The 23,115-nt window shown below is 70.7% G+C and carries 19 protein-coding genes; 14 read left to right on the forward strand and 5 right to left on the reverse strand.

Features of this window, described 5'->3' with window-relative positions:
* Window positions 1-2 precede the first annotated feature (2 nt).
* From ACFWW9_RS00710 to ACFWW9_RS00725, 4 genes are read left to right on the forward strand one after another with little or no spacing between them, the layout of a single operon-like run.
* Window positions 3-1,145: an acyl-CoA dehydrogenase family protein gene (locus ACFWW9_RS00710; RefSeq protein WP_390370360.1), complete on the forward strand. Its 1,143-nt coding sequence runs from the start codon at window positions 3-5 to the stop codon at window positions 1,143-1,145.
* Window positions 1,142-2,737 (forward strand): acyl-CoA carboxylase subunit beta, encoded by a 1,596-nt coding sequence (locus ACFWW9_RS00715; protein ID WP_390370268.1) that lies wholly within the window; start codon window positions 1,142-1,144, stop codon window positions 2,735-2,737. Before ACFWW9_RS00710 ends, ACFWW9_RS00715 begins: the two co-directional genes overlap by 4 nt.
* 7 nt (window positions 2,738-2,744) lie before the next feature.
* Window positions 2,745-4,613 (forward strand): biotin carboxylase N-terminal domain-containing protein, encoded by a 1,869-nt coding sequence (locus tag ACFWW9_RS00720; RefSeq protein WP_390370269.1) that lies wholly within the window; start codon window positions 2,745-2,747, stop codon window positions 4,611-4,613.
* Window positions 4,610-5,755, forward strand: a complete 1,146-nt coding sequence (locus ACFWW9_RS00725; protein ID WP_390370270.1) for an acyl-CoA dehydrogenase family protein — start codon at window positions 4,610-4,612, stop codon at window positions 5,753-5,755. Before ACFWW9_RS00720 ends, ACFWW9_RS00725 begins: the two co-directional genes overlap by 4 nt.
* On the opposite strand, the gene ACFWW9_RS00730 is transcribed toward ACFWW9_RS00725, so the two are convergent.
* Window positions 5,752-6,663: a hypothetical protein gene (locus tag ACFWW9_RS00730; RefSeq protein WP_390370271.1), complete on the reverse strand. Its 912-nt coding sequence runs from the start codon at window positions 6,661-6,663 to the stop codon at window positions 5,752-5,754. The genes ACFWW9_RS00725 and ACFWW9_RS00730 overlap by 4 nt on opposite strands.
* Window positions 6,664-7,056: 393 nt before the next feature.
* Here ACFWW9_RS00730 and ACFWW9_RS00735 point away from each other — a divergent pair, with 393 nt between their 5' ends.
* The 4 genes from ACFWW9_RS00735 to ACFWW9_RS00750 all read left to right on the forward strand — a co-directional run bounded on the left by ACFWW9_RS00735 (window position 7,057) and on the right by ACFWW9_RS00750 (window position 10,525).
* Entirely contained in the window at window positions 7,057-8,244 is a 1,188-nt protein-coding gene (locus ACFWW9_RS00735) for a S8 family peptidase (protein ID WP_390370272.1), read from the forward strand.
* A gap of 74 nt (window positions 8,245-8,318) precedes the next feature.
* Window positions 8,319-9,434, forward strand: a complete 1,116-nt coding sequence (locus ACFWW9_RS00740) for a S8 family peptidase (protein ID WP_390370273.1) — start codon at window positions 8,319-8,321, stop codon at window positions 9,432-9,434.
* A 55-nt stretch (window positions 9,435-9,489) separates the two neighbouring features.
* Window positions 9,490-10,329, forward strand: a complete 840-nt coding sequence (locus ACFWW9_RS00745; protein ID WP_390370274.1) for a DUF5753 domain-containing protein — start codon at window positions 9,490-9,492, stop codon at window positions 10,327-10,329.
* Between the two features lie 19 nt (window positions 10,330-10,348).
* Window positions 10,349-10,525, forward strand: a complete 177-nt coding sequence (locus ACFWW9_RS00750; RefSeq protein WP_390370361.1) for a DUF397 domain-containing protein — start codon at window positions 10,349-10,351, stop codon at window positions 10,523-10,525.
* A 51-nt stretch (window positions 10,526-10,576) separates the two neighbouring features.
* Here the strand turns inward: ACFWW9_RS00750 and ACFWW9_RS00755 are convergent, their stop codons facing one another.
* Window positions 10,577-11,782, reverse strand: a complete 1,206-nt coding sequence (locus tag ACFWW9_RS00755) for a S8 family peptidase (protein ID WP_390370275.1) — start codon at window positions 11,780-11,782, stop codon at window positions 10,577-10,579.
* Between the two features lie 249 nt (window positions 11,783-12,031).
* A complete protein-coding gene (locus tag ACFWW9_RS00760; protein ID WP_390370276.1) occupies window positions 12,032-13,072 on the reverse strand; it encodes a cytochrome P450 in 1,041 nt (346 codons plus the stop codon).
* A 134-nt stretch (window positions 13,073-13,206) separates the two neighbouring features.
* On the opposite strand from ACFWW9_RS00760, the gene ACFWW9_RS00765 reads away from it, so the two are divergent.
* Window positions 13,207-13,980 (forward strand): class I SAM-dependent methyltransferase, encoded by a 774-nt coding sequence (locus ACFWW9_RS00765; protein ID WP_390370277.1) that lies wholly within the window; start codon window positions 13,207-13,209, stop codon window positions 13,978-13,980.
* Here the strand turns inward: ACFWW9_RS00765 and ACFWW9_RS00770 are convergent.
* Entirely contained in the window at window positions 13,967-14,638 is a 672-nt protein-coding gene (locus ACFWW9_RS00770) for a peptidylprolyl isomerase (protein WP_390370278.1), read from the reverse strand. The two genes, ACFWW9_RS00765 and ACFWW9_RS00770, sit on opposite strands and share 14 nt — an antisense overlap.
* A 131-nt stretch (window positions 14,639-14,769) precedes the next feature.
* Here ACFWW9_RS00770 and aspS point away from each other — a divergent pair, with 131 nt between their 5' ends.
* From aspS to ACFWW9_RS00795, 5 genes are all read left to right on the forward strand, one after another.
* A complete protein-coding gene (gene aspS, locus ACFWW9_RS00775; RefSeq protein ID WP_390370279.1) occupies window positions 14,770-16,560 on the forward strand; it encodes an aspartate--tRNA ligase in 1,791 nt (596 codons plus the stop codon).
* Window positions 16,561-17,502 (forward strand): DUF389 domain-containing protein, encoded by a 942-nt coding sequence (locus tag ACFWW9_RS00780; RefSeq protein WP_390370280.1) that lies wholly within the window; start codon window positions 16,561-16,563, stop codon window positions 17,500-17,502. It abuts the gene before it with no gap.
* Window positions 17,503-17,640: 138 nt separating this feature from the next.
* Window positions 17,641-18,840 carry a hypothetical protein gene (locus ACFWW9_RS00785; protein WP_390370281.1) on the forward strand — a complete coding sequence of 400 codons (1,200 nt, stop codon included), beginning with the start codon at window positions 17,641-17,643 and terminating at the stop codon, window positions 18,838-18,840.
* Window positions 18,841-18,989: 149 nt separating this feature from the next.
* Window positions 18,990-19,781: an SGNH/GDSL hydrolase family protein gene (locus ACFWW9_RS00790; RefSeq protein ID WP_390370282.1), complete on the forward strand. Its 792-nt coding sequence runs from the start codon at window positions 18,990-18,992 to the stop codon at window positions 19,779-19,781.
* 30 nt (window positions 19,782-19,811) lie between these two features.
* Window positions 19,812-20,150, forward strand: coding sequence for an STAS domain-containing protein (locus tag ACFWW9_RS00795; RefSeq protein WP_390370283.1), 339 nt, complete (start codon window positions 19,812-19,814; stop codon window positions 20,148-20,150).
* A 73-nt stretch (window positions 20,151-20,223) separates the two neighbouring features.
* Here the strand turns inward: ACFWW9_RS00795 and ACFWW9_RS00800 are convergent, their stop codons facing one another.
* Entirely contained in the window at window positions 20,224-23,103 is a 2,880-nt protein-coding gene (locus tag ACFWW9_RS00800) for a CBM35 domain-containing protein (RefSeq protein ID WP_390370284.1), read from the reverse strand.
* Window positions 23,104-23,115: the final 12 nt, after the last annotated feature.

A 23,115-nucleotide genomic window follows, 5' to 3' on the forward strand; every position in this document is an offset into this window, starting at 1 on the left:
GCATCACCGCGGACCTGTTCGACACCCCCGAACGCCGGGACCTGCGGGCCACGGTCCGCAAGTTCACCGAGCGCGAGATCGTGCCGCACCTGGACGACTGGGAACGCGCGGGCGAACTGCCCCGCGACCTGCACCGCGCCGCCGCGAAGGTCGGCCTGCTGGGCATCGGCTTCGCCGAGGAGGTCGGCGGCAGCGGCGGCGGGCTGCTGGACAGCGTCGTCGTGACCGAGGAGATCATCCAGGCGGGCGGCTCGTCCGGCCTCATCGCGGGCCTCTTCACCCACGGCATCGCCCTGCCGCACATCGTGGACGCGGGCGACCCGGACCTGATCGACCGGTTCGTCCGCCCCACCCTCGACGGCGAGCTGATCGGCGCGCTGGCGATCACCGAACCGGACGGCGGTTCGGACGTCGCCGCGCTGCGCACGACGGCCGTCCGCGACGGCGACGACTTCATCGTCAACGGCACCAAGACGTTCATCACCTCCGGTGCCCGCGCGGACTTCGTCACCACGGCCGTCCGCACCGGCGGTCCCGGCTACGAGGGCATCAGCCTGCTCGTCATCGACCGGGGCATCGACGTCGTGCGCCGCCTGGAGAAGATGGGCTGGCACTGCTCGGACACCGCCGAATTGTCCTTTGTGGACATCCGAGTGCCCGCCAAGAACCTTGTGGGCCCGGAGAACGGCGGCTTCGCGCTCGTGATGCGGCAGTTCCAGGTCGAGCGCATCACCATGGCGGTCGAGGCGTACGCCACCGCCCAGCGCTGCCTGGACCTGACCCTCGCCTACGTCCGCTCCCGCGAGACCTTCGGCAAGCCCCTGGTGAAACGTCAACTCGTCACCCACAAGCTCGTGGAGATGGCGCAACGCATCGACCTCGCCCGCTCGTACACCCGCGAGGTCGCCGCGATGATCGCCGACGGCCGCGAGTGCGTGGCGCAGGTGTGCTTCGCGAAGAACGCCGCCGTCGCCGCCTGCGACCACGTCGTGGACGAGGCCGTCCAACTGCACGGCGGCTTCGGCTACCTGCGCGACGCCGAGGTCGAACGCCACTACCGCGACTCCCGCATCCTCGGCATCGGCGGCGGCACGAACGAGGTCATGGCCGAGTTGGCCGCACGACGATTGGGGTTCACGGCATGACCACGCTGCGCTCGGTGCTGGACACCGGATCGGCGGACTACCGCGACAACCGGGCCGCGCTGCTGGCCAAGATCGACGACCTGGACGCCGAGCAGGCCAAGGCGCTCGCCGGTGGTGGGTCGAAGTACACCGAACGCCACCACAAGCGCGGCAAGCTCCTCGCCCGTGAGCGGATCGAGCTGCTGGTGGACGAGGACAGCCCGTTCCTCGAGCTGTCGCCGCTGGCCGCGTGGGGCACGAACTTCCCGGTCGGCGCGAGCGTGGTGACGGGCATCGGCGTGATCGAGGGCGTCGAGTGCCTGGTCGTGGCGAACGACCCGACCGTGCGCGGTGGCGCGAGCAACCCGTGGACGCTCCGGAAGACGTTCCGCGCCAACGACATCGCGTTCGTCAACCGACTGCCGGTGGTGAGCCTGGTCGAGTCCGGCGGCGCGGACCTGCCCAGCCAGTCGGAGATCTTCATCCCCGGCGGCCGGGCGTTCCGCGACCTGACCCGGCTGTCGGCGGCGGGCATCCCGACCGTGACGGCGGTGTTCGGCAACGCCACCGCGGGCGGCGCGTACGTGCCCGGCATGTCCGACCACGTCGTCATGATCAAGGACCGGTCGAAGGTGTTCCTCGGTGGTCCGCCGCTGGTCAAGATGGCGACCGGTGAGGAGGCCGAGGACGAGGCGCTGGGCGGCGCGCACATGCACGGCACCGTGTCCGGGCTCGCGGACTACGTGGCCGAGGACGAGGTCGACGCGATCCGGCTCACCCGCCGGATCGTGGCCCGGCTCAACTGGCGCAAGCTCGGTCCTGAAGCAAAACCGGTCGAGGAGCCGAGGTACCCGGCCGAGGAACTGCTGGGGCTCGTCCCGACCGACCAGCGGATCCCGTTCGACCCGCGCGAGGTGATCGCCCGGCTGGTCGACGGCTCGCGGTTCGACGAGTTCAAGCCCGGTTACGGCACCAGCCTGGTCACGGGCTGGGCCGACCTGCACGGCTACCCGGTCGGCATCCTCGCCAACGCGCGCGGCGTGCTGTTCAGCGAGGAAGCGCAGAAGGCCACCCAGTTCATCCAGCTCGCCAACTCCGCGGACACGCCCCTCCTCTTCCTCCAGAACACCACCGGGTACATGGTGGGCGCGAAGTACGAGCAGGGCGGCATCATCAAGCACGGCGCGATGATGATCAACGCCGTGTCCAACAGCAGGGTCCCGCACCTGACCGTGAACCTGGGCGCGTCCTACGGCGCGGGCAACTACGGCATGTGCGGCCGGGCGTTCGACCCGCGCTTCCTGTTCACCTGGCCCAACGCCAAGTCCGCCGTGATGGGCCCGGTGCAGCTCGCGGGCGTCCTGTCGATCGTCGCGCGCCAGGCCGCCGCGGCGAAGGGCCAGGAGTACAACGAGGAGCACGACGCCGCCATGCGCACGATGGTCGAGGGCCAGATCGAGGAGCAGTCGCTAGCAGCGTTCCTCTCCGGTCGCCTGTACGACGACGGCGTCATCGACCCGCGCGACACCCGCACCGTGCTCGGCCTCTGCCTGTCCGCCGTCCACAGTGGACCGATCAAGGGCGCCGAGGGCTACGGCGTCTTCCGGATGTGATGGGACGATGATCCAGACTCTGCTGATCGCGAACCGGGGCGAGATCGCCCGCCGGATCATCCGCACCTGCCGGGAGCTGGGCGTGTCGCCCATCGCGGTGCACTCGGACCCGGACGCCGACGCGCCGCACGTCGCCGAGGCCGACGCCGCTGTGCGGCTGCCCGGTGCGACGCCCGCCGAGACGTACCTGCGCGCGGACCTGCTGGTGGCCGCCGCCGTTCAAGCGGGCGCGGACGCAGTGCACCCCGGCTACGGGTTCCTGTCGGAGAACGCCGACTTCGCCCGCGCCGTCCTCGCCGCCGGGTTGACGTGGGTCGGGCCGTCGCCCGAGGCCATCGAGGCGATGGGGTCCAAGGTCGCCGCGAAGAAGCGGATGGCCGCCGCCGGGGTGCCGGTGCTGGCCGAGCTGGACCCGGAGTCCGTGACGGAGTTCCCGGTGCTGATCAAGGCCTCTGCCGGTGGTGGCGGCCGGGGCATGAGGGAGGTGCGGTCGCGCGCCGAACTCCAGGACAACCTGGCCGCCGCCCGCCGCGAAGCGGAGTCGGCGTTCGGCGACGGCACGGTGTTCTGCGAGCCGTTGTTGGAAGGCGCGCGGCACATCGAGGTGCAGGTGTTGGCCGACTCCCACGGCACGGTGTGGGCGCTGGGGGAGCGGGAGTGCTCGATCCAGCGGCGGCACCAGAAGATCGTGGAGGAGACGCCGAGCCCGGCCGTGGACACCGACATCCGGAAGCGGTTGTACGACGCCGCGACGGCCGCCGCCGAGGCGATCGGGTACGTCGGCGCGGGCACGGTCGAGTTCATGCTGAAGGACGGCGACTTCCACTTCCTGGAGGTCAACACCCGTCTCCAGGTCGAGCACCCGGTGACCGAGCTGGTGTTCGGCGTCGACCTGGTGGCGTGGCAGCTCGCCGTCGCCGAGGGCGCGCGGCTCCCGGCCGAGCCGCCGTCGCCGAACGGCCACGCGATCGAGGTCCGCCTCTACGCGGAGGACCCCGCGCAGGACTGGCGGCCGGCGAGCGGCACCCTGCACCGGTTCGAGATCACCGGCGACGTCCGGCTGGACAGCGGGGTGGAGAGCGGGTCGGTCGTCGGCGTGCACTACGACCCGATGCTCGCCAAGGTCATCGCCTGGGCCCCGGACCGCACCAGCGCGATCCGCAAGCTCGCCGCCGCGCTGGCGAACGCCCGGATCCACGGCCTGGTCACGAACCGCGCCCTGCTCGTGGACGTCCTGCGGCACCCCGAGTTCCTGAACGGCAACACCCACACCGGGTTCCTCGACGAACACCGGCTCACCACGCCCAAGGACCGGGATCTCACCCCCAGCGCCCTGGCCGCCGCGCTCGCGCAGGCCGCACGGCGGCACACCGGCGCTCTGCCGATCGGGTGGCGCAACCTCCCGTCGCAGTCGCGGCGCGTGACGTACGACGGTGTCGAGGTCGACTACCGGCACACCCGCGACGGCGTCGTGACGAGCCTGCCGCTCACCGTCGTGGAGGCGGGCGAGGACGTCGTCGTGCTCGAACGCGACGGCGTGCGGCACCGCTTCGAGGTCAGCGTCCACGGCGACGTGGTCGAGGTGGACTCGCCGCTGGGAGCCGTGACGCTCAAGGCGACCCCGCGCTTCCCGGAGCCGGAGTCGACGGTCGCGCCGGGCGCGACGATCGCACCGATGCCCGGCACGGTCGTCCGCGTCTCGGTCGAGCAGGGCCGGCGGGTCGAGGCGGGCGCGGAACTGCTCGTGCTGGAGGCCATGAAGATGGAGCACCGCATCCTCGCGTCCACCGCGGGCACGGTCGCCGAACTGCGCATCACCCAGGGACAGCAGGTCGATTCAGGCGACGTTCTCGTCGTCGTGGAGGGGGAGTCATGACCGGGAACTTCACCGAGACCGACGAGCGCAAGGCGCTGCGGTCGGCCGTCGCGGACCTCGGGGCCCGGTACGGGCACGAGTACTTCGTGGCCAAGGCCCGCGCGGGCGAGAAGACCGACGAGCTGTGGGCCGAGGCGGGCAAGCTCGGCTACCTCGGCGTGGCCGTGCCGGAGGAGTTCGGCGGCGGTGGCGGCGGCATCGGCGACCTGGCCGCGGTGTGCGAGGAGTTGGCGCGCGCGGGGAGCCCGATGCTGCTCATGGTGGTGTCGCCCGCGATCTGCGCGACCGTGATCGCCCGGTTCGGCACGGACGAGCAGAAGCAGCGGTGGCTGCCCGGCTTCGCCGAGGGCACCACGAAGATGGCGTTCGCCATCACCGAGCCGGACGCGGGCTCGAACTCGCACAAGCTCACCACGAAGGTCCGCCGCGACGGCGACGAGTGGGTCCTCAGCGGCGGCAAGTACTACATCTCCGGCGTGGACGAGGTGCAGGCCGTGCTGGTCGTGGCCATCGGTCCGACCGGCCCGGTGCTGATGATCGTGCCGACGGACGCCCCCGGCCTGACCTTCCGGCCGATCGAGATGGAGATCGTCTCGCCGGAGAAGCAGTTCACGATGTTCTTCGACGACGTGCGCCTGCCGTCGGACGCCCTCGTGGGGTCGCCCGACGCCGGGTTGGCCCAGCTGTTCGCCGGGCTCAACCCGGAGCGGATCATGGCGGCCTCGTTCGCCACCGGTATGGCCTTGCGCGCGTTGGACAAAGCGGCCGAGTACGCGCGCACCCGTTCGGTCTGGGGAACGCCCATCGGGGCGCACCAGGGGTTGTCCCACCCGCTCGCCCACTGCGCCATCCAGGTGGAACTGGCTCGGCTGATGACGCAGAAGGCGGCGGCCTTGTACGACTCGGGGCAGGACAGGGCGGCCGGCGAGTCGGCCAACATGGCGAAGTACGCGGCCGGGGAAGCGGTTGCCTCCGCGGTGGATCTGGCCATCCAGGTGCACGGCGGCAACGGTCTCGCGACCGAGTACGGGCTCGCCCAGTTGCTGACCGCGTCACGTATTTCGCGAATCGCCCCTGTGAGCCGGGAAATGATCCTCAACTATGTGGCGCAGCACACCCTGAACCTGCCCCGCTCGTATTAGTTCAGGGACCATTCCCAACGGATGCCGAAGATTCCGGGGCCGAAGTCGCGCACGTTCGCGTGCGCGTAGCCCCAGTCGTCGACGGTGATCGCGGAGCCCTCGGCGAGGTCCGGCGTGGAGAACCGCTCGCACTTCACCGGCACGCACCGGGTGTCGAACCTGACCTCCAGCGCGTACTCCCGGACGGGGAGGCGGAAACGGCGGAAGTGCGAGGTCTCCATGGCGGGGTAGGGGAGTTCGCCGTGGAGCAGTTCGTACTCCAGGACGAGCGTCTCCCCCTGCCGGAGCGGCTTGGGGAACAGGAGTTCGGCGACCAGGATGCCGCTGGTGGGGTCGGCTATCAACCGGCCCAGCCTGCACGAGCGGAGCATCCCGATGGACGGCAGCGGGTTGCCCGGCGCGTCCGTGTCGTAGACCAATACCCACCGGTCGACGCCCGCGCGGTCGGCGCGCAGCGTGTGGCGGGAGCGCAGTCGGCGGGTGCCGCCTTCCGCGCCGATTTCCACGCGGTCCTGCTGGGAGATCCGGTTCAGCCCGGTGTCCGAGCTGGTGTCGACCCCCGCGAGGAGTTGGGCCAGCCGGACGTTGTCCCGGCCGATGCCCTGGACCTGCTGTTCTACCTGCCTGATCCGCCCGCGCCCTCGGGGTCGCGGGGGTCCGAGCAGTTGGCTCAACGCGCCTTCCGGCAGGTCGAGCACGTCTTCGAGGTGGCTCAACGCGAGCAGTGAATCCGGTCTTTCCGGTCTGCGCCTGCCCGACTGCCAGTAGCTCAACGCCGTGATGCTGATCGGCGCGCCCCGCATGTGCAGCCGGTGCCGAATGCGGTCCAGGCTCAGGCCTTTCGCGCGTATCGCGGCACGCAGTGTTTCGGCGAACTCCTCGGCCGTTTCGGTGGCATGGCCGACCATTACCCACTCCGTTCAGAAGGAACTTCAGCGGAAGCGACCCTACTGGGGTCCGTAAAGGGTCCGGTACAGCCGTTCGGGGATGTTCCGTGGCATTCCAGAGGCTGACACTGTTAATGAAACACTGGATTCTTAAGACTTTTGGCCCTGGTTGTTACCGGATCTCGGACGGAGGTGTACCGCCGGAGGTATGCCGACGATCGTCGTGGACCCGGTGCAGTAGGCGCGCCCGAGACCACTGGGGCATCTGGTCTATTTCGGACATCTCGGATCATCAATAGCCTCGGAAGACGTGGAGCGCCTGCTCAGGGGCGTGACATGCGGTCGTCGTCCCCGTCTTCCCCCGCCCGCGGGTCACTTCGTCGGCCGTTCCCTGCGAACGACAGGAACAGACGAATGCGTGAAACACGACAGGTGCGCTGGTTGGCCGGTGCCGGTGCGGTGATCGTCGCCGCGGCGACCATCACCATGGCGGCCGGGACGGCGCAGGCCGCCGAGGGGAACATCCTCGCGGCGGGCTCGGCCCAGGCCATTCCGGGCAGCTACATCGTGAAGCTCAAGGACTTCTCCACGGCGTCGGTCGACTCCCTCGCCTCGAAGTTCGGCACGAAGATCGACCGCACGTACGAGGGCGGGTTCAAGGGCTTCGCGACGAGCGCGTCGGAGAAGCAGGCCAAGCGCCTCGCCGCCGACCCGTCGGTCGAGTACGTCGAGCAGAACCAGGTGTTCCACGTCGAGACCACCCAGGCCAACCCGCCGTCGTGGGGCCTCGACCGGATCGACCAGGCCAGCCTGCCGCTCAACGCGTCCTACAGCTACACCACGACCGGCGCGGGCGTGAACGCCTACGTCATCGACACCGGTGTGCGGATCACGCACCAGACGTTCGGCGGTCGCGCGGTCAACGGCTACGACGCCGTCGACAACGACAACGTGGCGCAGGACGGCAACGGCCACGGCACGCACGTCGCGGGCACCATCGGCGGCAGCCAGTACGGCGTGGCCAAGGGCGTGAAGATCATCGCGGTGCGCGTGCTCGACAACGCGGGCTCCGGCACCACCGCGGGCGTCGTCGCGGGCATCAACTGGGTCACCAACAACCACGTCAAGCCGGCCACGGCCAACATGAGCCTCGGCGGCGGCGCCTCCACCGCCCTGGACGACGCCGTGCGCGCCTCCATCGCGCGGGGCGTGACCTACGGCGTGGCGGCGGGCAACAGCAACGCCAACGCGTCCGGTTTCTCCCCGGCCCGCGTCACGCAGGCCATCACGGTCGGCGCGACCGAGCGCACCGACGCCCGCGCCAGCTACTCGAACTTCGGTTCGGTGCTGGACGTCTTCGCGCCGGGCTCGGGCATCACGTCGTCGTGGAACACCAGCGACACGGCCACCAACACCATCAGCGGCACCTCGATGGCGACCCCGCACGTCGTCGGCGTGACCGCGCGCTACCTCCAGTCCAACCCGTCCGCCACCCCGGCCACGGTGTCGTCCGCGATCACCTCGACGGCCACCCTCAACAAGGTGACGAACCCCGGCTCCGGTTCCCCGAACCGCCTGCTGTTCCGGGCTCCCACCGCGTAGCACCCGCTTCTCCACCGGTGGCCTCGGCGCGTCCCGCGTCGGGGCCACCGCCCTGTTTCGAGGAAGGAACGTCCATGCGCAAGTTCGTGTCCTGCTTAGGGGTGGCGGCGTTGGGGCTGGCGCTCGCCGCCACGCCCGCACAGGCCGCCGAGGGTGTCGTGCTCGCCGCCGGGTCGCCGACCGCGATCCCCGGCAGCTACATCGTCAAAGTGAAGAGCGGAGCCGATCGCCTCGCGGCGTCGGTCGGCGGCAAGGCGCTGTCCGGCGCGTTCGCCGGGTTCACCGCGACGCTGACGGAGAAGCAGGCGCGCAGGCTGGCCGCCGACCCGTCGGTCGAGTACGTCGAGCAGAACCAGGTCGTGCACGGCACGGCGACCCAGCTGAACCCGCCGTGGGGCCTGGACCGCACGGACCAGCGGGCCCTGCCGCTGGACCACGCGTACAGCTACACGTCGACCGGTCGCGGCGTCAGCGTCTACGTGATCGACACCGGCATTCGCAAGACGCACATCGACTTCGGCGGCCGCGCCCGCGACGGCTGGGACTTCGTCGACAACGACGCGATCGCCGACGACCTCAACGGCCACGGCACGCACGTCGCCGCCACCGCCATCGGCACGACCTACGGCATCGCCAAGCAGGCCGTGTGCTACGGCGTGAAGGTGTTGGGCCCCACGGGTTCCGGCACGACGGCCGGGGTCATCGCGGGCGTCAACTGGGTGACCCGCAACGCCGTCCGGCCCGCCGTGGCGAACATGAGCATCGGCGGTTCGGCGTCCGTGGCGATGGACGACGCCGTGCGCGCGTCGATCGCCTCCGGTGTCACGTACACCGTCGCGGCGGGCGGCAGCAACGCCGACGTCGCCAACTTCTCGCCCGCACGGGTCGCGCAAGCGTTGACCGTGGGGGCATCCACGATCACCGACACGCGGGCCTCGTCGTCCAACTACGGGCCGGGCGTGGACATCTACGCGCCGGGCCAGCAGATCCTCTCGGCGTGGAACACCAGCGACACCGCCAGCAACACCCTGTCGGGTACCTCCATGTCGGCCCCGCACGTCGCCGGTGTGGCCGCGCGCTACCTCCAGTACAACCCGACCGCCACCCCGGCGCAGGTCTCGGCGGCGATCGTGGCGGCCGGAACCCCTGTTTCCTTCGGCAAGATCCTCTATTGGGACCCGGCCCTGTAATCCTTTCGGGTAGCGGGAATCCCAGTTCTGGGACGGGCGTCGGTACAAAGGTCCGGTGACCACGCACCAGCGCCCGACCTTCCGCCGCCGCAGGCTGGGGCAGCGCGTCCGGTTGATGCGCGAACAAGCCGACATGAGCCTGGACAAGGCATGCGTCCTGCTCGACAAGACCCGCAGCTCCCTGCAACGCCTGGAGGCCGGGGAGACCCGGCTGGACGTGCACCTGGTGCGGTCGATGATGGACGTGTACGACCAGTTCGTGCCCGACCTCATCGACCGCACCAGGGACGCGCTCAAACCCGGCTGGTGGGTCAGCTACGGCATCAAGGACATGGGGTACGTCGACGTCGAGACCGAAGCCGCCGTAGTGCGCGAATTGGCTCTGCTGCACTTGCCAGGCCTGTTGCAGACCGAGGGCTACATGCGGGCCTTGTTCGCAGCGAGCCAGATGAAACGCACCAAGGAGCACCTCGCGAATGACATCGCGGTCCGACTGATCCGCCAAGATCGCCTGGTGTCGGATGTGCGGCCACTCCAACTCGTGGCTCTGGTCGATGAGGCCGCGCTGCGGAAGACCATCGGTGGACCGGAGGTCATGCGCGGGCAGTTGCAACACATGATCGGCATGGCCGAGTTGCCCACGGTCACCCTTCGGGTGCTCCCCGACGACTTGGGTGGGCACGCGGGCATCACTGGTTCATTCACCCTGCTGGAGTTTCCCGACCCCACGGACCCCGAGTTGTTGTACGTCGCCTACCCCACGGGATCGACTCATATCGAAGAAGTTGATGAGGTCGCCAGGGCTAGACTGCTCTTCGACCATCTGTGCTCGCGGGCCCTTACCTCGGAGGACTCGCTGGCGTTGATCGAGCGGGTGCTCAGCCCGAGTGAGTGAGGCGATCTTCTTGTCCATTGTGGACACATCTGGGCTGGTTTGGCGCAAGAGCAGCCGCAGTGGTGGTGGTACCAACGACAACTGCGTTGAGGTGGCCTTCGCTGGTCCGGCCGTGGTCGTCCGGGATTCCAAGAGCCCTGATGCCGGAGTGCTGGCGTTTCCCGCGGCACGTTGGCGGGCGTTCCTCTCCTCGTAAGCCGGAAGGCCCGGCACCTGTGCGGTGCCGGGCCTCCCTGCTCTCAGGGCACTAGGCCGTGGGGGACAGGAACAGCAGGCGGTTCGGGGAGCCCGAGCCGGGGTTGGTGACCTTGTTGGGCGTGGCCGCCGCGACCAGGGCCGCGGAGACCTGGGCCGGGGTGGCCGTGGTGTGGGTCTGGAGGTAGCGGGCCGCCACACCGGCCACGTGCGGGGTGGCCATCGAGGTGCCGCTGATGGTGTTGGTGGCCGTGTCGCTCGTGCCCCAGGACGAGGTGATGCCCGAGCCGGGGGCGAAGAGGTCCAGCACCGAGCCGAAGTTGGAGTAGCTGGCGCGGGCGTCGGTGCGCTCGGTCGCGCCGACCGTGATGGCCTGGGTGACGCGGGCCGGGGAGAAGCCGGACGCGTCGGCGTTGCTGTTGCCCGCCGCGACCGCGTAGGTCACGCCGGAGGCGATGGAGCGGCGCACGGCGTCGTCGATGGCGGTGGACGCGCCACCGCCGAGGCTGAGGTTCGCGACGGCGGGCTTGACTGCGTTGGCCGTCACCCAGTCGATGCCCGCGACGACGCCCGCGAGGGTGCCGGAGCCCGCGTTGTCGAGCACGCGGACGGCGACGACCTTCGCGCCCTTCGCGACGCCGTACTGGCTGCCCGCGATCGTGCCGGCGACGTGCGTGCCGTGGCCGTTGCCGTCCTGCGCCACGTTGTCGTTGTCGACGAAGTCACGGCCGTTCACGGCCCGGCCGCCGAACGTCTGGTGGCTGATCCGCACGCCGGTGTCGATCACGTACGCCGTGACGCCCGAGCCGGTCGACGTGTAGCTGTAGGCCGAGTTCAGCGGCAGGTTGGCCTGGTCGATGCGGTCCAGGCCCCACGACGGCGGGTTGGACTGCGTGGTCTCGACGTGGAACACCTGGTCCTGCTCCACGTACTCGACCGCCGGGTCTGCGGCGAGCCGCTTCGCCTGCGCCTCGGACAGCTTCACGCTGAAGCCGCGCAGCGCGCTGCCGTACACGCGGTCGACCGCGCCGCCGAAACGAGCCGCGACGGTGTTCGCCGTCGCCTCGGTCTTCGACACCGCGTCGGCGGTGTCCTTCAGCTTCACCACATAGCTGTTCGGCACCTTTTCCTTGGCGTCCGCCGAACGGATTTCGCCCGTCGCGGCCTGCGCCGGGGAAGCCAGCAGGGTGACCGCCGTGGCAGCCAGAGCGGCTACCCCGACACCGGCCAGGAACCGGTTCTGTCGTGACTCTCGCATCGTGTGATTCCCGTTCTCGGATGGTGACCACCACGTCCGCAGGGAGTGGAAGTGCTGGTCACGGGATCGATCTTCACTGAGCGCCACAGCATCGTTGCTGATGGTCACGACGATAAACAGTGAACGAGAACGAATGAAAGCCCTAATCGTTGCCAGTTATCACGACAACGTTAAAAGATGCTTCTACCTCGGGTTTCCCGAATCCTGAAAGCGGTTGACGAAAATAGACCGCGTGGTACTCGGCGGGGGTCATCCGAGGGAAATCGGCAGCGCGGTGGGCCCGTAAACCGCGTCCGTCGGCGACGACCACTCCACGTCCCCGTTCGCCCGCATCCCCGGCCACGCCCGCGCCAGCCGGGGCAGCACCTCCTGGAGTTCCACCCGTGCCAACCCGGCCCCCAGGCAGTAGTGGATGCCGCCCCCGAACGTCAGGTGCGCGGTCCGGGGCACGGTGATGTCCAGCCGGTCCGGGGCCGCGAACACCGCCGCGTCCCGGTTCGCCGACGCCGTCACCGGCAGCACCCGGCTCCCGGCGGGCAGCGTCACGCCGTTGAGCACGATGTCCTCCTTGGCGATCCTCGGCGTGCCCAGCAGCATCGACGGGCTGAACCGCACGACCTCCTCGGCCGCCGCGCCCGCGAGCGAGGAGTCCTCGCCCAGCAGCTCCCACTGCCGGGGGAACTCCAGGAACGCCGCCACGGCCGCCGAGAGCTGGTGCTGCACGGTCCGCGCCCCGCTCACCAGCAGCGTGTTCACGAGCGACCGCAGCTCCGCCTCGGTCAACGACTGGTCCACCAACGAGCTGAGCAGGTCGTTCACCGGCGTCCGCCGCCGCAGGTCGAGCAGGTCGCCGACGACCTCGTCGCCCGACTCCTCCGAGGTCGCCGCCTCGCACAACTCCTCCGGCACCCCCACGAACCGGCACAGCGCGCCCACCGCGAACGGCCGTGCGAAGTCCGCCACGAAGTCGACCGAACTCCCGAGCCGGTCGACCAGCTCGTCCGCCAGGAACCCGGTCTCCGACCGGAACTCCTCGACCCGCCGCGCGGTGAACGCCCGCCCGGCCGACCGCCGCACCCGCTGGTGCTCCGTCCCGTCGAGACCGGACAGGGCGGCGTTGGCTTCCGTCCGCAACGACCACGAGGACAGCACCGCCTGCACCTCGTCGAACCGCAGCACGGCCGCCCCCAGCGAGGTCTCGGCCCACCAGTCGGCCTCCCGTGCCTTGCGCAGCACGGCGTGCGGATCGGACCGGAAGTCCTCGCCGCCCAGATCCAGCAACCCCGTCATGCCCCGACGATAGGCAGACCGCCCGGTCCGGCGTGGCCGGTCACCACCGTGGTCCCCCGAGTTCATCCGGTCGGCCTAGCGCGGCTACCAGGCGAAATCGGCAAGCAGTACGGACGTACGGTTAAACTGGGGTCATGACCGACGCCATCACGCGCTTCTCCGGGTTCGCCGACCTCTACGAGCGGGTGCGGCCCAAACCGCCCCGCGAGATCGTCGACCTGGTCCGCCAGTGGATCGACCGGCCCGACCCGGACGTCGTCGACCTCGGCGCGGGCACCGGGGGAGCGACGCTGCTGTGGGACCGCGCCACCGCCGTCGAGCCGTCGGCCGACATGCGTGCCGTGGCCGAAGCCAGGCTCGACCCCGACCGCTACCGGGTCGTCGAGGGCACGGCGGAGGCCACGACCCTGCCCGACGCCTGCGCGGACGTCGTCACGGCGAGCCAGGCGCTGCACTGGTTCGACCCGGCGAAGGCGTTCCCGGAGATCGCCCGGATCCTGCGCCCCGGCGGGGTGTTCGTGGCGTTCGACAACGACTGGCCGCCGTCGGTCGACTGGGAGGTCGACGCGGCGTGGCACGAGTTCGACCGGACCCTCTCGGCGCTGGAGGACACCAGGGCCAGCAGGCCGCCCAAGGCCCCGAAGCACGAGCACGCCGACCGGCTGCGCGCGTCCGGGCTGTTCCGGCACGTCACCGAGCTGGCCCTGCACGACCGCGACTCCGGTGACGCGACCCGGCTGTACGAGGTGGCGCTGAGCCAGGGCGGGGCGATGAGCGCCCGCAACGCCGGGTACACCGACGAGCAGATCGGCCTGGCCCGGCTCCGAGAAGTCGCCGAACGCCGGATCCCGACCGCGAAACCGTGGTGGTGGACCTACCGGATCCGGCTCGCCGTCACCCCTCGGTGACGCTGGTGAACGTCATCGGCTTGACCGGCTTGCCGTCCTGCTTGCCGCCCACCACGCCACCGGCCACGACCGCGTCCACGAGGTCCATGCCCGAGGACACCTTGCCGACCACCGGGTAGTCCGGGTTGATCTGCGCGGCGCCGTAGACGATGAAGAACTGGCTGCCGTTGGTGCCCGGACCGGCGTTGGCCATCGCCACGACCCCGCGCACGTAGTCGCCGCGGACGGGCAGCTTGTCGTCGTAGCGGAAGCCGGGCGTGCCCGTGCCGCTGCCGGACGGGTCGCCGCACTGGAGCACCTGGAGGCTCGGGTTGGTGGTGAGGCGGTGGCAGGACGAGCCGTCGTAGAACTTCTTCTTCACCAGGAACCGGATCGCCTCCACCGAGCACGGGCCCAGCGAGGGGTCCAGGTCGACCGCCAGCACGCCCTGGGGCGTGGCGAACGAGACCGTGGACTTCTTCTGGTTCGACACGGTGGCGGGGAAGCCGTTCGCCGTGACCGCGCCGGGCGAGGTGTCGACGGCGTAGTCGCACGTGGGCCCCGCGGCGGCCGGGGCGGCACCCGCGACGGGCTTCCCGTTCACGCTCGTCGCGCAGCCCGAGAGGAGCCACGAGGACAGCACAGCGGCCACGGCGATCACCAGCAGGGGTTTCGGCACCCGAGGATCGTACGGTTCCCGCCGCCGCCCACAAGCGAATCGGAAACCTGGTGGCCCTCCCCACGGAGCTGTTGGCTAGCCTTGACTGCCAGTCGCCAGTCAGCTAGACGAGCATGAGGAGAGCAGCACCCGTGATGCGCACGCACGAGGCCGGGACGCTCCGGGCCGAGCACGCCGGGCAGTCCGTCACCCTGACCGGGTGGGTGGCCCGCAGGCGCGATCACGGCGGGGTCATCTTCATCGACCTCCGCGACGCCTCCGGTGTCGCCCAGGTCGTGTTCCGCGAGGGCGAGATGGCGGAGCGCGCGCACCGCCTGCGCTCCGAGTTCGTCGTGAAGATCGTCGGCGACGTGACCGCGCGCCCCGAGGGCAGCGCGAACCCGGACCTGCCGACCGGCGCGATCGAGGTCTACGCGACCGAGCTGGACGTCCTCAACGAGTCCGCCCCGCTGCCGTTCCAGCTCGACGACCACCTCGAGGTCGGCGAGGAGGCCCGCCTCAAGCACCGCTACCTCGACCTGCGCCGCAGCGGCCCCGCCAAGGCGATCCGCGCGCGCAGCGAGGCGAACCGCATCGCCCGCGAGGTGCTGCACGCCGAGAAGTTCGTCGAGATCGAGACCCCGACGCTCACCCGCTCCACCCCCGAAGGCGCCCGCGACTTCCTGGTGCCCGCGCGCCTGCGCCCCGGCTCCTGGTACGCGCTGCCGCAGTCACCTCAGCTGTTCAAGCAGCTGCTGATGGTCGGCGGCATGGAGCGGTACTACCAGATCGCCCGCTGCTACCGGGACGAGGACTTCCGCGCCGACCGCCAGCCGGAGTTCACCCAGCTCGACATCGAGATGAGCTTCGTCGAGCAGGACGACGTGATCGCGCTCGGCGAGCGGATCATCTCGGCGCTGTGGAAGGAGCTGGCCGACCACGAGCTGCCCCAGCCGTTCCGCCGCATCAGCTACGCCGAGGCCATGGCGAAGTACGGCTCGGACAAGCCCGACCTGCGCTTCGACGTCGAGCTGGTCGAGCTGACCGACTACTTCAAGGAGACCCCGTTCCGGGTCTTCCAGGCCCCGTACGTCGGCGCGGTCGTCATGCCCGGCGGCGCGGACCAGCCCCGCCGCACGCTCGACGGCTGGCAGGAGTTCGCGAAGCAGCGCGGCCACCGCGGCCTCGCGTACGTGCTCGTCGCCGAGGACGGCACGCTCGGCGGCCCGGTCGCCAAGAACCTGTCCGAGGCCGAGCGCGAGGGCCTCGCGAAGGCCGTCGGCGCGAACCCCGGCGACTGCGTGTTCTTCGCCGCCGGCGACCCGGACGGCGCTCGCTCGCTGCTCGGCGCGGCCCGCGTGGAGATCGCGTCCCGCGTCGGCCTGATCGACGAGAACGCCTGGTCGTTCGTGTGGGTCGTGGACTTCCCGATGTTCGAGTCGGCAGAGAAGCTCAAGGACGGCGACGTCGCCGTGGGCGGCGGCAAGTGGACCGCGCTGCACCACGCGTTCACCTCGCCGACCCCGGAGTGGCTGGACAACTTCGAGTCCGACCCCGGCAACGCGCTGGCCTACGCCTACGACATCGTCTGCAACGGCAACGAGATCGGCGGCGGCTCGATTCGTATCCACCGCGCGGACGTGCAGCAGCGGGCGTTCAGCGTGATGGGCATCGGGCCGGAGGAGGCGCAGGAGAAGTTCGGCTTCCTGCTCGACGCCTTCAAGTTCGGCGCGCCGCCGCACGGCGGCATCGCGTTCGGCTGGGACCGCATCGCCATGCTGCTGTCCGGCACGGACTCGATCCGCGACGTGATCGCGTTCCCGAAGTCCGGCGGCGGCTACGACCCGCTGACCGCGGCCCCGGCCCCGATCACCCCGTTGCAGCGCAAGGAGGCCGGCGTGGACGCCAAGCCGCCGGTCGACAAGTCCGCCTCCGACAAGTAGGTGCTCCACCTGCGCGCGGTCAGCCCGGTCGACGTCACCGACCGGGTACTGGCCGTGCTCAAGGAACACCCCGGCGCGACGCACGTGGTGCTGCTGCGCGGGGCGGCGATCGAACCCGCCGGTGACGTCGTCGAGGCCGACGTCGCACGGGAGGCCACCGACGAGGTGGTGGCCGCCCTGTGCGCGCTCGGCATCGACAAGCAGGGCGGCGTGACGCTGGAGCAGATCGACACGGCGCTCTCCGACGCGGCGGACCGCGCGGAGATCGCCGCGCCGGGCGAGGGCGCGGACGCCGTGGTGTGGGACGAACTGCTGTCCCGCACCGGCGAGGAGTCGCGGCTCAACGCCACGTTCCTGGCGTTCCTCACCATCGCGTGCCTGCTGGCGGCGGTCGGCGTCGTGACGAACTCGCCGGTCACGATCGTCGGCGCGATGGTCGTGGGCCCGGAGTTCGGGCCGCTCGCCGCGATGGCGGTCGGCCTCGTCCTGCGGCGCTGGGACCTGGTCAAGCGCGCGACCGCGGCGCTCGCGGTCGGGTTCCCGCTCGCGCTGCTGGTCACGGCCATCGGCGCGCAGCTCGGCTCGTTCGCCGGGCTGTTCGACCGCAACGCGGTGCTGGACGCGCACGAGGTGGACTTCGTGTTCACCGTCGGCCCGTTCTCGTTGATCGTCGCGCTGCTCGCGGGCGCGGCCGGGATGCTGTCGATGACGTCGGCCAAGTCGGCCGCGCTCGTCGGCGTCTTCATCTCGGTGACCACCGTTCCGGCGGCGGGTTACGCCGCCGTCGCCGCGGTTCTCGGGGAGTGGGAGCGGTTCGCCCAGTCCGCGGGACAGCTCGTGGTCAACCTGGTAGGCATCGTGGTGGCGGCGTCGCTGGTCCTGGCCCTGCGGAGCCGCAAGAACAGGACCGGCGAACCCGGTAGGCCGTTGTCGACGGGATGACGGGTCCGCATCTCGTATCGTTCGAAGCCGTTACCAACAAGTAGTGGTGGTCATAACCGGCTGGGCACTACCGTCACGATGCCCGGCCGACTTCCGCCAACCACACGGCACGACGCACTCGGAGTAGGGTCGGAGGGGATGAGCGTGGAGATCACCGCCGGCTCACCGGACGTCGACAACGCTGCCACGCCGGAGATCGATGAGGCAGTGGCGGCCGCGCAGTCCGTGTTGAGCGGGCGGTTCGGGGCACAGATCAGGCTTGCCGATCCCGAGGACCTCGGGGGAGCAGGCCGGTCCGTCGTCGTCCGCGTCCGCGTCGCCGCGACCCCGTTCTCCCTGCCGCGCACCCTGGTCGTGAAGCGCTACCCGCCCGCAGCGGCGGACCGCGACCCGTTCGCCCACGAGACCGTCAGCCACCAACTGCTGACCGCGCTCCCGTCGGAGGAACGGCTCACCCCCGAACTCGTCGCGCACGACATCCGCAAGCGCCTCGTCGTGCTGGAGGACCTCGGCAAGGCCCCGCGCCTGGCCGACAAGCTGCTCGGCCAGGACGCCCGCGCCGCCGAACGCGGGCTGCTGTCGTGGGCGCACGCGATGGGCAGGCTGCACGCCACCACCGCGGGCCGCGACGCGGACTTCGACGCGCTGATGCGCCGCCAGGGCACCCAGTGCTGCCAGGACCCGGTGGCCGTCGACGTGCACGCCGCCAGGGACGGGCTGCCGGAGCTGCTGGAACGCGTCCTGGAGGTCGAGACCTCCGGCAAGGCCCGCGACTTCGCCGCGGCCGCCGTGAAGGGGTTCGTCTCCTCCCGCCGCCGCGCGTTCAGCCCGTCCACGTCCTGCCCGGACAACCACCTCGTGACCAGCAAGGGCGTGCGGTTCCTCGACTTCGAGGGCGGCTGCGTCCGCGACATCGTCTTCGACGCGGCCTGCCTGCGCGTCCCGTTCCCGTCCTGCTGGTGCGCCTACGGCCTGCCCGCGGGCATGTCCGAGGCGATGGTCGCCGCGTGGCGCGCCGAGGTCGGCTCGGTGTGGCCGGACCTGGACGACGACGCGGTGTTCCTGCCGCGGCTGCTGGAGTCGCAGCTGTTGTGGGTGTGGCTGTCGACGTGGCGCGCGCTGCCGAAGCTGACGGCCACCGAGCAGAGCGGCCACCGCGGCCAGGACGCCCCGCCCCGCAGCACGATCCTGACGTCCCGGTGGGTGCGGCTGCGCACCGACGCGGCGTCGCTGGGCGCGACCGCGATCGTCGAGCACGCGGACGCCGTCGTGGCCGCGCTGGTCGAGCGGTACGGCGAGAAGGCGACGCGGCTGGAGCTGTACCCGGCGTTCCGGTAACCGCTCGCCGGTCTCCGAGGCTGTCGGACTGTCCGATTCGGTCCTGGGAATCGCTTTCCCGGCGGGCCGCACCGGGCGTTCCGGTAGCCCGCACAAGGCGTTCGCCACGGCGTTCCCCGCAGGTCATCCGCCTGCGCGATCGTTGCCCCGTGCGAACCCTCGTGGTGCTGGGTGACTCGACCTCCGTCGGCATCGGTGACCCCGTTCGCGGCGGCTGGCGTGGTTTCGGGCCGCTGTTGGGCGAGTCCTTCGCCGACTACCGCAACTTCTCCTTCGCCGGGGCCAGGATCGGCTGCCTGCGGACCAAGCAGCTGCCGTCCGCGCTCGCGGCCCGACCGGACGCGGTCGTCGTGCTGGCGGGCATGAACGACACCCTGCGCTCCGACTTCGACCCGGCCAAGCTCCACCAGGACCTCGACCACGTCGTCGGCGCGCTCCGTGACATCGGCGCGGCCGTCGTCACCGTCCGCTTCCACGACCACGGCCGCGTCTTCCGCCTCCCCGGCACCCTCCGCCGGGCCCTCTCCGACCGCATCGCCGAGCTGAACGCCGTCGTCGACGCCGTCGTGGCCCGGCACGGCATCGGCTGCGTCGACCTCGACCGCCTGCCCGGCGCGTACGACCTGGAGACGTGGAGCGTCGACCGCCTGCACCCCTCCGAGCTGGGGCATCGCCGGTTGGCGGCCGCGTTCGCGGGCATCCTCGGCACCCCCGCCGTCAGCCAGGAGTGCGTCGGGGGCGTGCGGATCACCCCGCTGCACCACGCGGCGTGGCTGCTGGTGAAAGGCGTGCCGTGGCTGTGGCGGCGCAGCCGCGACCTGTTCCCGCTGGTGGTGAGGATCATGCGGGACGCCCGCGTGGCTGAACCGATCCGATCGGACAGGAGCCTCCCGACAGGGCTACTCTCGGACGTGGTTGAGCAGACAGCCGGGGACAGGTAAGTCGGACTTGACCGGTCGGGGACGTGGTTCGTGAAGATTTCGGATTTCGGCACGACGGTGCGACGCCAAGGCGACAGCGCCGTGGTCGTGCTGCGCGGAGAACTGGACAGCGACACGGCGCAGGCCGTGCTGGACGCGGGCGACCGAGCACTCGCGACCGCGCCGACGACGGTGTGCCTGGACTGCGCGGGCCTCACGTTCTTCGGCTCGGCGGGCATCCGCACCCTGCTCGACCTCCGCGACGCCTGCCACGCCAAGAACGCCGCGTTCCGCCTGGTCGCCACCCCACGCCGAGTCCTCCGCCCCCTGGAGATCACGGGCGTGCTCGGCGAGTTCGTGATCGACCGGGACGTCCCCGCGGCCTGCTAGCCGCGTCGCTACCGGCCGAGCACCACCACGCCGCCTTGGGCCACCCCGAGATCGGGGTGGCCCACGGGAGAACTCAGAAGCCAGAGTTCCCGCTGCCCCGGTTCAGCGTGTAGCCGGTGGAGTTGAGCAGGCCGCCGGACGCCGCGCCGGAGACCGTCGTGTTCGAGATCGACGCGCTGCCCGCCGCGTTCAGCTCGATCCCGTACGTGCCCGCGCCGCTGATCGTGACGCGGTCGAAGCTGATCCCGCTGATCGTCTTCTGGTAGCTGAGCAGTAGGCCCTGGTAGGTGCTGTCGGTGATCGTCATGTCCGACACCACGACCGGCGCGGTGATGTCCTTGGTGTCGGCGTAGATCCACAGCGCGCCGAGCTGCGAGCCCCAGTTCGGTTCGTAACCACCCGTGCGGGTCAGCGTGTTGCGGCGGACCGACGTGGTGCCGGTGAACGGCGTCGGGTTGAACCTGGTGCTGATCGCGATGCCCGCCGAGGCGGTCACGGTGTCGGCGACCAGGTTGTCCTCGGCGCGGTTGCCGGTGCCGCCGTAGACGCCGATCCCGTTGGCCAGCAGCGGAACCTGGACGGTGTTGAACGTGTACGCGCCGTTCGTCACCGGCTGCCCCTCGGAGAACATCGCCAGCGCGTCGTCACCGGTGTTGCGGAACGACGACTGGTCGACCCGGACGTTCGTGGTCGGCCCGTCCTTGGCGTGGATGTTCACGCCGTCGGCGAAGGTGTCGCGGACGCGCGCCCCGACCACGTACAGGCCGTTCGTGCCGGAGTCCGGCCACATCCCGGTCTTCGTGTGCTCGATCCAGACGTTCTGCACCAGCGACCCGGTGCCGAAGTTGCCCTCGATCCCGGTGTCGGACGCGTTGTCCAGCCGCGAGCGCACGTCACCGTAGATCGCCAGGTCGGCGAGGGTGACGTTGCTCCCGGTGGCAAAGAACCCGCCGCGGTTGGCCGTGCCCTGGATGACGGTGTGCCACGGGCCCGCGCCGAAGATCCGCACGTTGGCGACGCTGATGGCCGCCGTGATCCGGAACGTGCCCGCCGGGATGAACAGCGGCTTGCCCTGCGCCGAAGCGGCCGCGACGGCGGACCGGATCGCCGCCGTGGCGTCCGACCCGTTGTTCGGCACCGCGCCGTAGGCCGTGACGTTCAGCGCGCCCTCGGGAGCGGTGGCCGCGGCCGGGACGACCTCGGCGTCGATCAGGTCGACGTCGACGTACGCGGCCGAGCCGGAGTCCTTCTGCAGCTTGAGGACCGTGCCCGCGGGGAGGTCGCCGAGCTGGGCGCGGACCTCGTCGTAGAAGTGGTGGGCGTTCCCCTCGCCGGGGTTGTTGGTGTACGGGTACGCGCCGTAGACCCAGCTGTACGCCGACGTGAGGCTCAAGTCCTGCTTCTTGGTCCCGTTGGCGTAGACGGCCAGCGGGGCGGTCTGGCCCGCGCCGTCCGCGCTGTCCGGGAGCGAGTAGCGGACGACGATCGCGGTGGCGGGCTTGGTGAGCGTGACGCTGACCGACTGCCCCGTGGTCAGGCGCACCGCGCGCCTGCCGCTGGACTCCGACTGCACGGTCTTGAACTCCCGGCTCGCCGCGAGCACGGTTCCCGTGGTGCTGCCCGCTTCCGCCTCGTACTGCGTGTACGGCACGGTCGCGCCGCGCGTGGCCACGGCGGTCTCCCCGGTGACCAGGACGCTGTCGACGAGCACGTCGCCGCCGGTCCCGATGAGCGCCAGGGTGTTCAAGTTCGCCCGGAGGGGCACGGACACGGTGGTGGTGCGCCAGCCGGTGCCCGAGGTGAGCGTGGCGGTGCCCGCGTCACGGCCGTTGGCCGACACGGCGAGCGTGCGCGAGGCCCCGCTGCTGTTGGCGAAGCGGATCGTGGCGGTCGCCGTGCCCGTGGCGGGCATCGCGACCGTGCGGACCACGCGGGCCCCGGCCGTGCCGAAGCCGGTCACGTAGCCGGACCCGCTGAAGCCGGACGTGGAGGTGGCGACGGTCGCGCCGCCGGAGAGGAACGCCGACTCGGCCTCGCCGGGACCGGCGGGCGGTGCCACGACGACCGGCGTCACCGCGAGGCTGTCCAGGTTCACGTTGCCGGAATCGGCGCTGTCGAAGGCGTACGCGACCGAGTGGGTGCCGGCGGACAGCGTCACGGTCTCCGACGCGGTGCCCCAGGTGTCCCAGTTCGCCGTGGCGGGCAACGAGACCTGCCGTTGTTTCGCGCCGTCGACGTAGAGCGACAGGGTCATCGCCGTACCGGTTCCGTTGGCGTACCTCAGGTCCAACGACTGGCCGCCGGACGTCGTGGTCACCTGGAAGGTGGTCCGCGCGTTGCCCTTGTTGCCGTCGGTGTAGCCGCCGACGAACCCCGAGCCGGTGTAGCCGGGGTGGTCGCTCGCGACGAACGCCCCGCCGGACAAGGTGGCGTTCTCGGCCTCCTTCAGCGAGCCGCTGTCCGGAGTGGACGGAACGAGGTCGAGGTAGTCGACGTTCACGTTGCCGTTGTCGGCCGAACCGAAGGTGTAGGCGATCGAGTGGGAGCCCGCGCCCAGCGTCACGCTCGTGCCGGAAGTGCCCCAGGAGTCCCAGTTCGCCGTGGCGGGCAGGGACACCTGCCGCGCGGCCCCGCCGTCCACGGTCAGGGTCAACGTCCTGGTCGAGCCGGTGCCGTTGGCGTAGCCCAGGACCAGCGAGTACGTGCCCGCCGTGACGGTGACGGGGAAGGCCGCCCTGGCGTTGCCCTTGTTGCCGTCGGTGAAACCGCCGACGAAGCCGGTGCCGCTGTAACCGGGGTGGTCGGTCGCGGTGACCGCGCCACCGGAGAGCGTGGCGCGCTCGGCTTCGACGCGGGTGGTCGCGGCGTGCGCGTCGACCACGGGGGAGAGGGCCAACGCGGTCAGCGCCAGCAGGGTGGCGAGGCGACGTCCGTGGCGCCTGGGTGTCTTCACGTTCTCATCCGT

This window comes from Umezawaea sp. NPDC059074 (assembly GCF_042738955.1).
Classification (GTDB): Bacteria; Actinomycetota; Actinomycetes; order Mycobacteriales; family Pseudonocardiaceae; genus Umezawaea.

Excerpts from the sequence above, each read along its gene's own strand:
- ACFWW9_RS00715 (WP_390370268.1), top strand. The coding sequence starts at position 1,142 with ATGACCACGCTGCGCTCGGTGCTGGACACCGGATCGGCGGACTACCGC.
- ACFWW9_RS00720 (WP_390370269.1), top strand. The coding sequence starts at position 2,745 with ATGATCCAGACTCTGCTGATCGCGAACCGGGGCGAGATCGCCCGCCGG.
- ACFWW9_RS00725 (WP_390370270.1), top strand. The coding sequence starts at position 4,610 with ATGACCGGGAACTTCACCGAGACCGACGAGCGCAAGGCGCTGCGGTCG.
- ACFWW9_RS00730 (WP_390370271.1), bottom strand. The coding sequence starts at position 6,663 with ATGGTCGGCCATGCCACCGAAACGGCCGAGGAGTTCGCCGAAACACTG.
- ACFWW9_RS00735 (WP_390370272.1), top strand. The coding sequence starts at position 7,057 with ATGCGTGAAACACGACAGGTGCGCTGGTTGGCCGGTGCCGGTGCGGTG.
- ACFWW9_RS00740 (WP_390370273.1), top strand. The coding sequence starts at position 8,319 with ATGCGCAAGTTCGTGTCCTGCTTAGGGGTGGCGGCGTTGGGGCTGGCG.
- ACFWW9_RS00755 (WP_390370275.1), bottom strand. The coding sequence starts at position 11,782 with ATGCGAGAGTCACGACAGAACCGGTTCCTGGCCGGTGTCGGGGTAGCC.
- ACFWW9_RS00760 (WP_390370276.1), bottom strand. The coding sequence starts at position 13,072 with ATGACGGGGTTGCTGGATCTGGGCGGCGAGGACTTCCGGTCCGATCCG.
- ACFWW9_RS00765 (WP_390370277.1), top strand. The coding sequence starts at position 13,207 with ATGACCGACGCCATCACGCGCTTCTCCGGGTTCGCCGACCTCTACGAG.
- ACFWW9_RS00785 (WP_390370281.1), top strand. The coding sequence starts at position 17,641 with ATGAGCGTGGAGATCACCGCCGGCTCACCGGACGTCGACAACGCTGCC.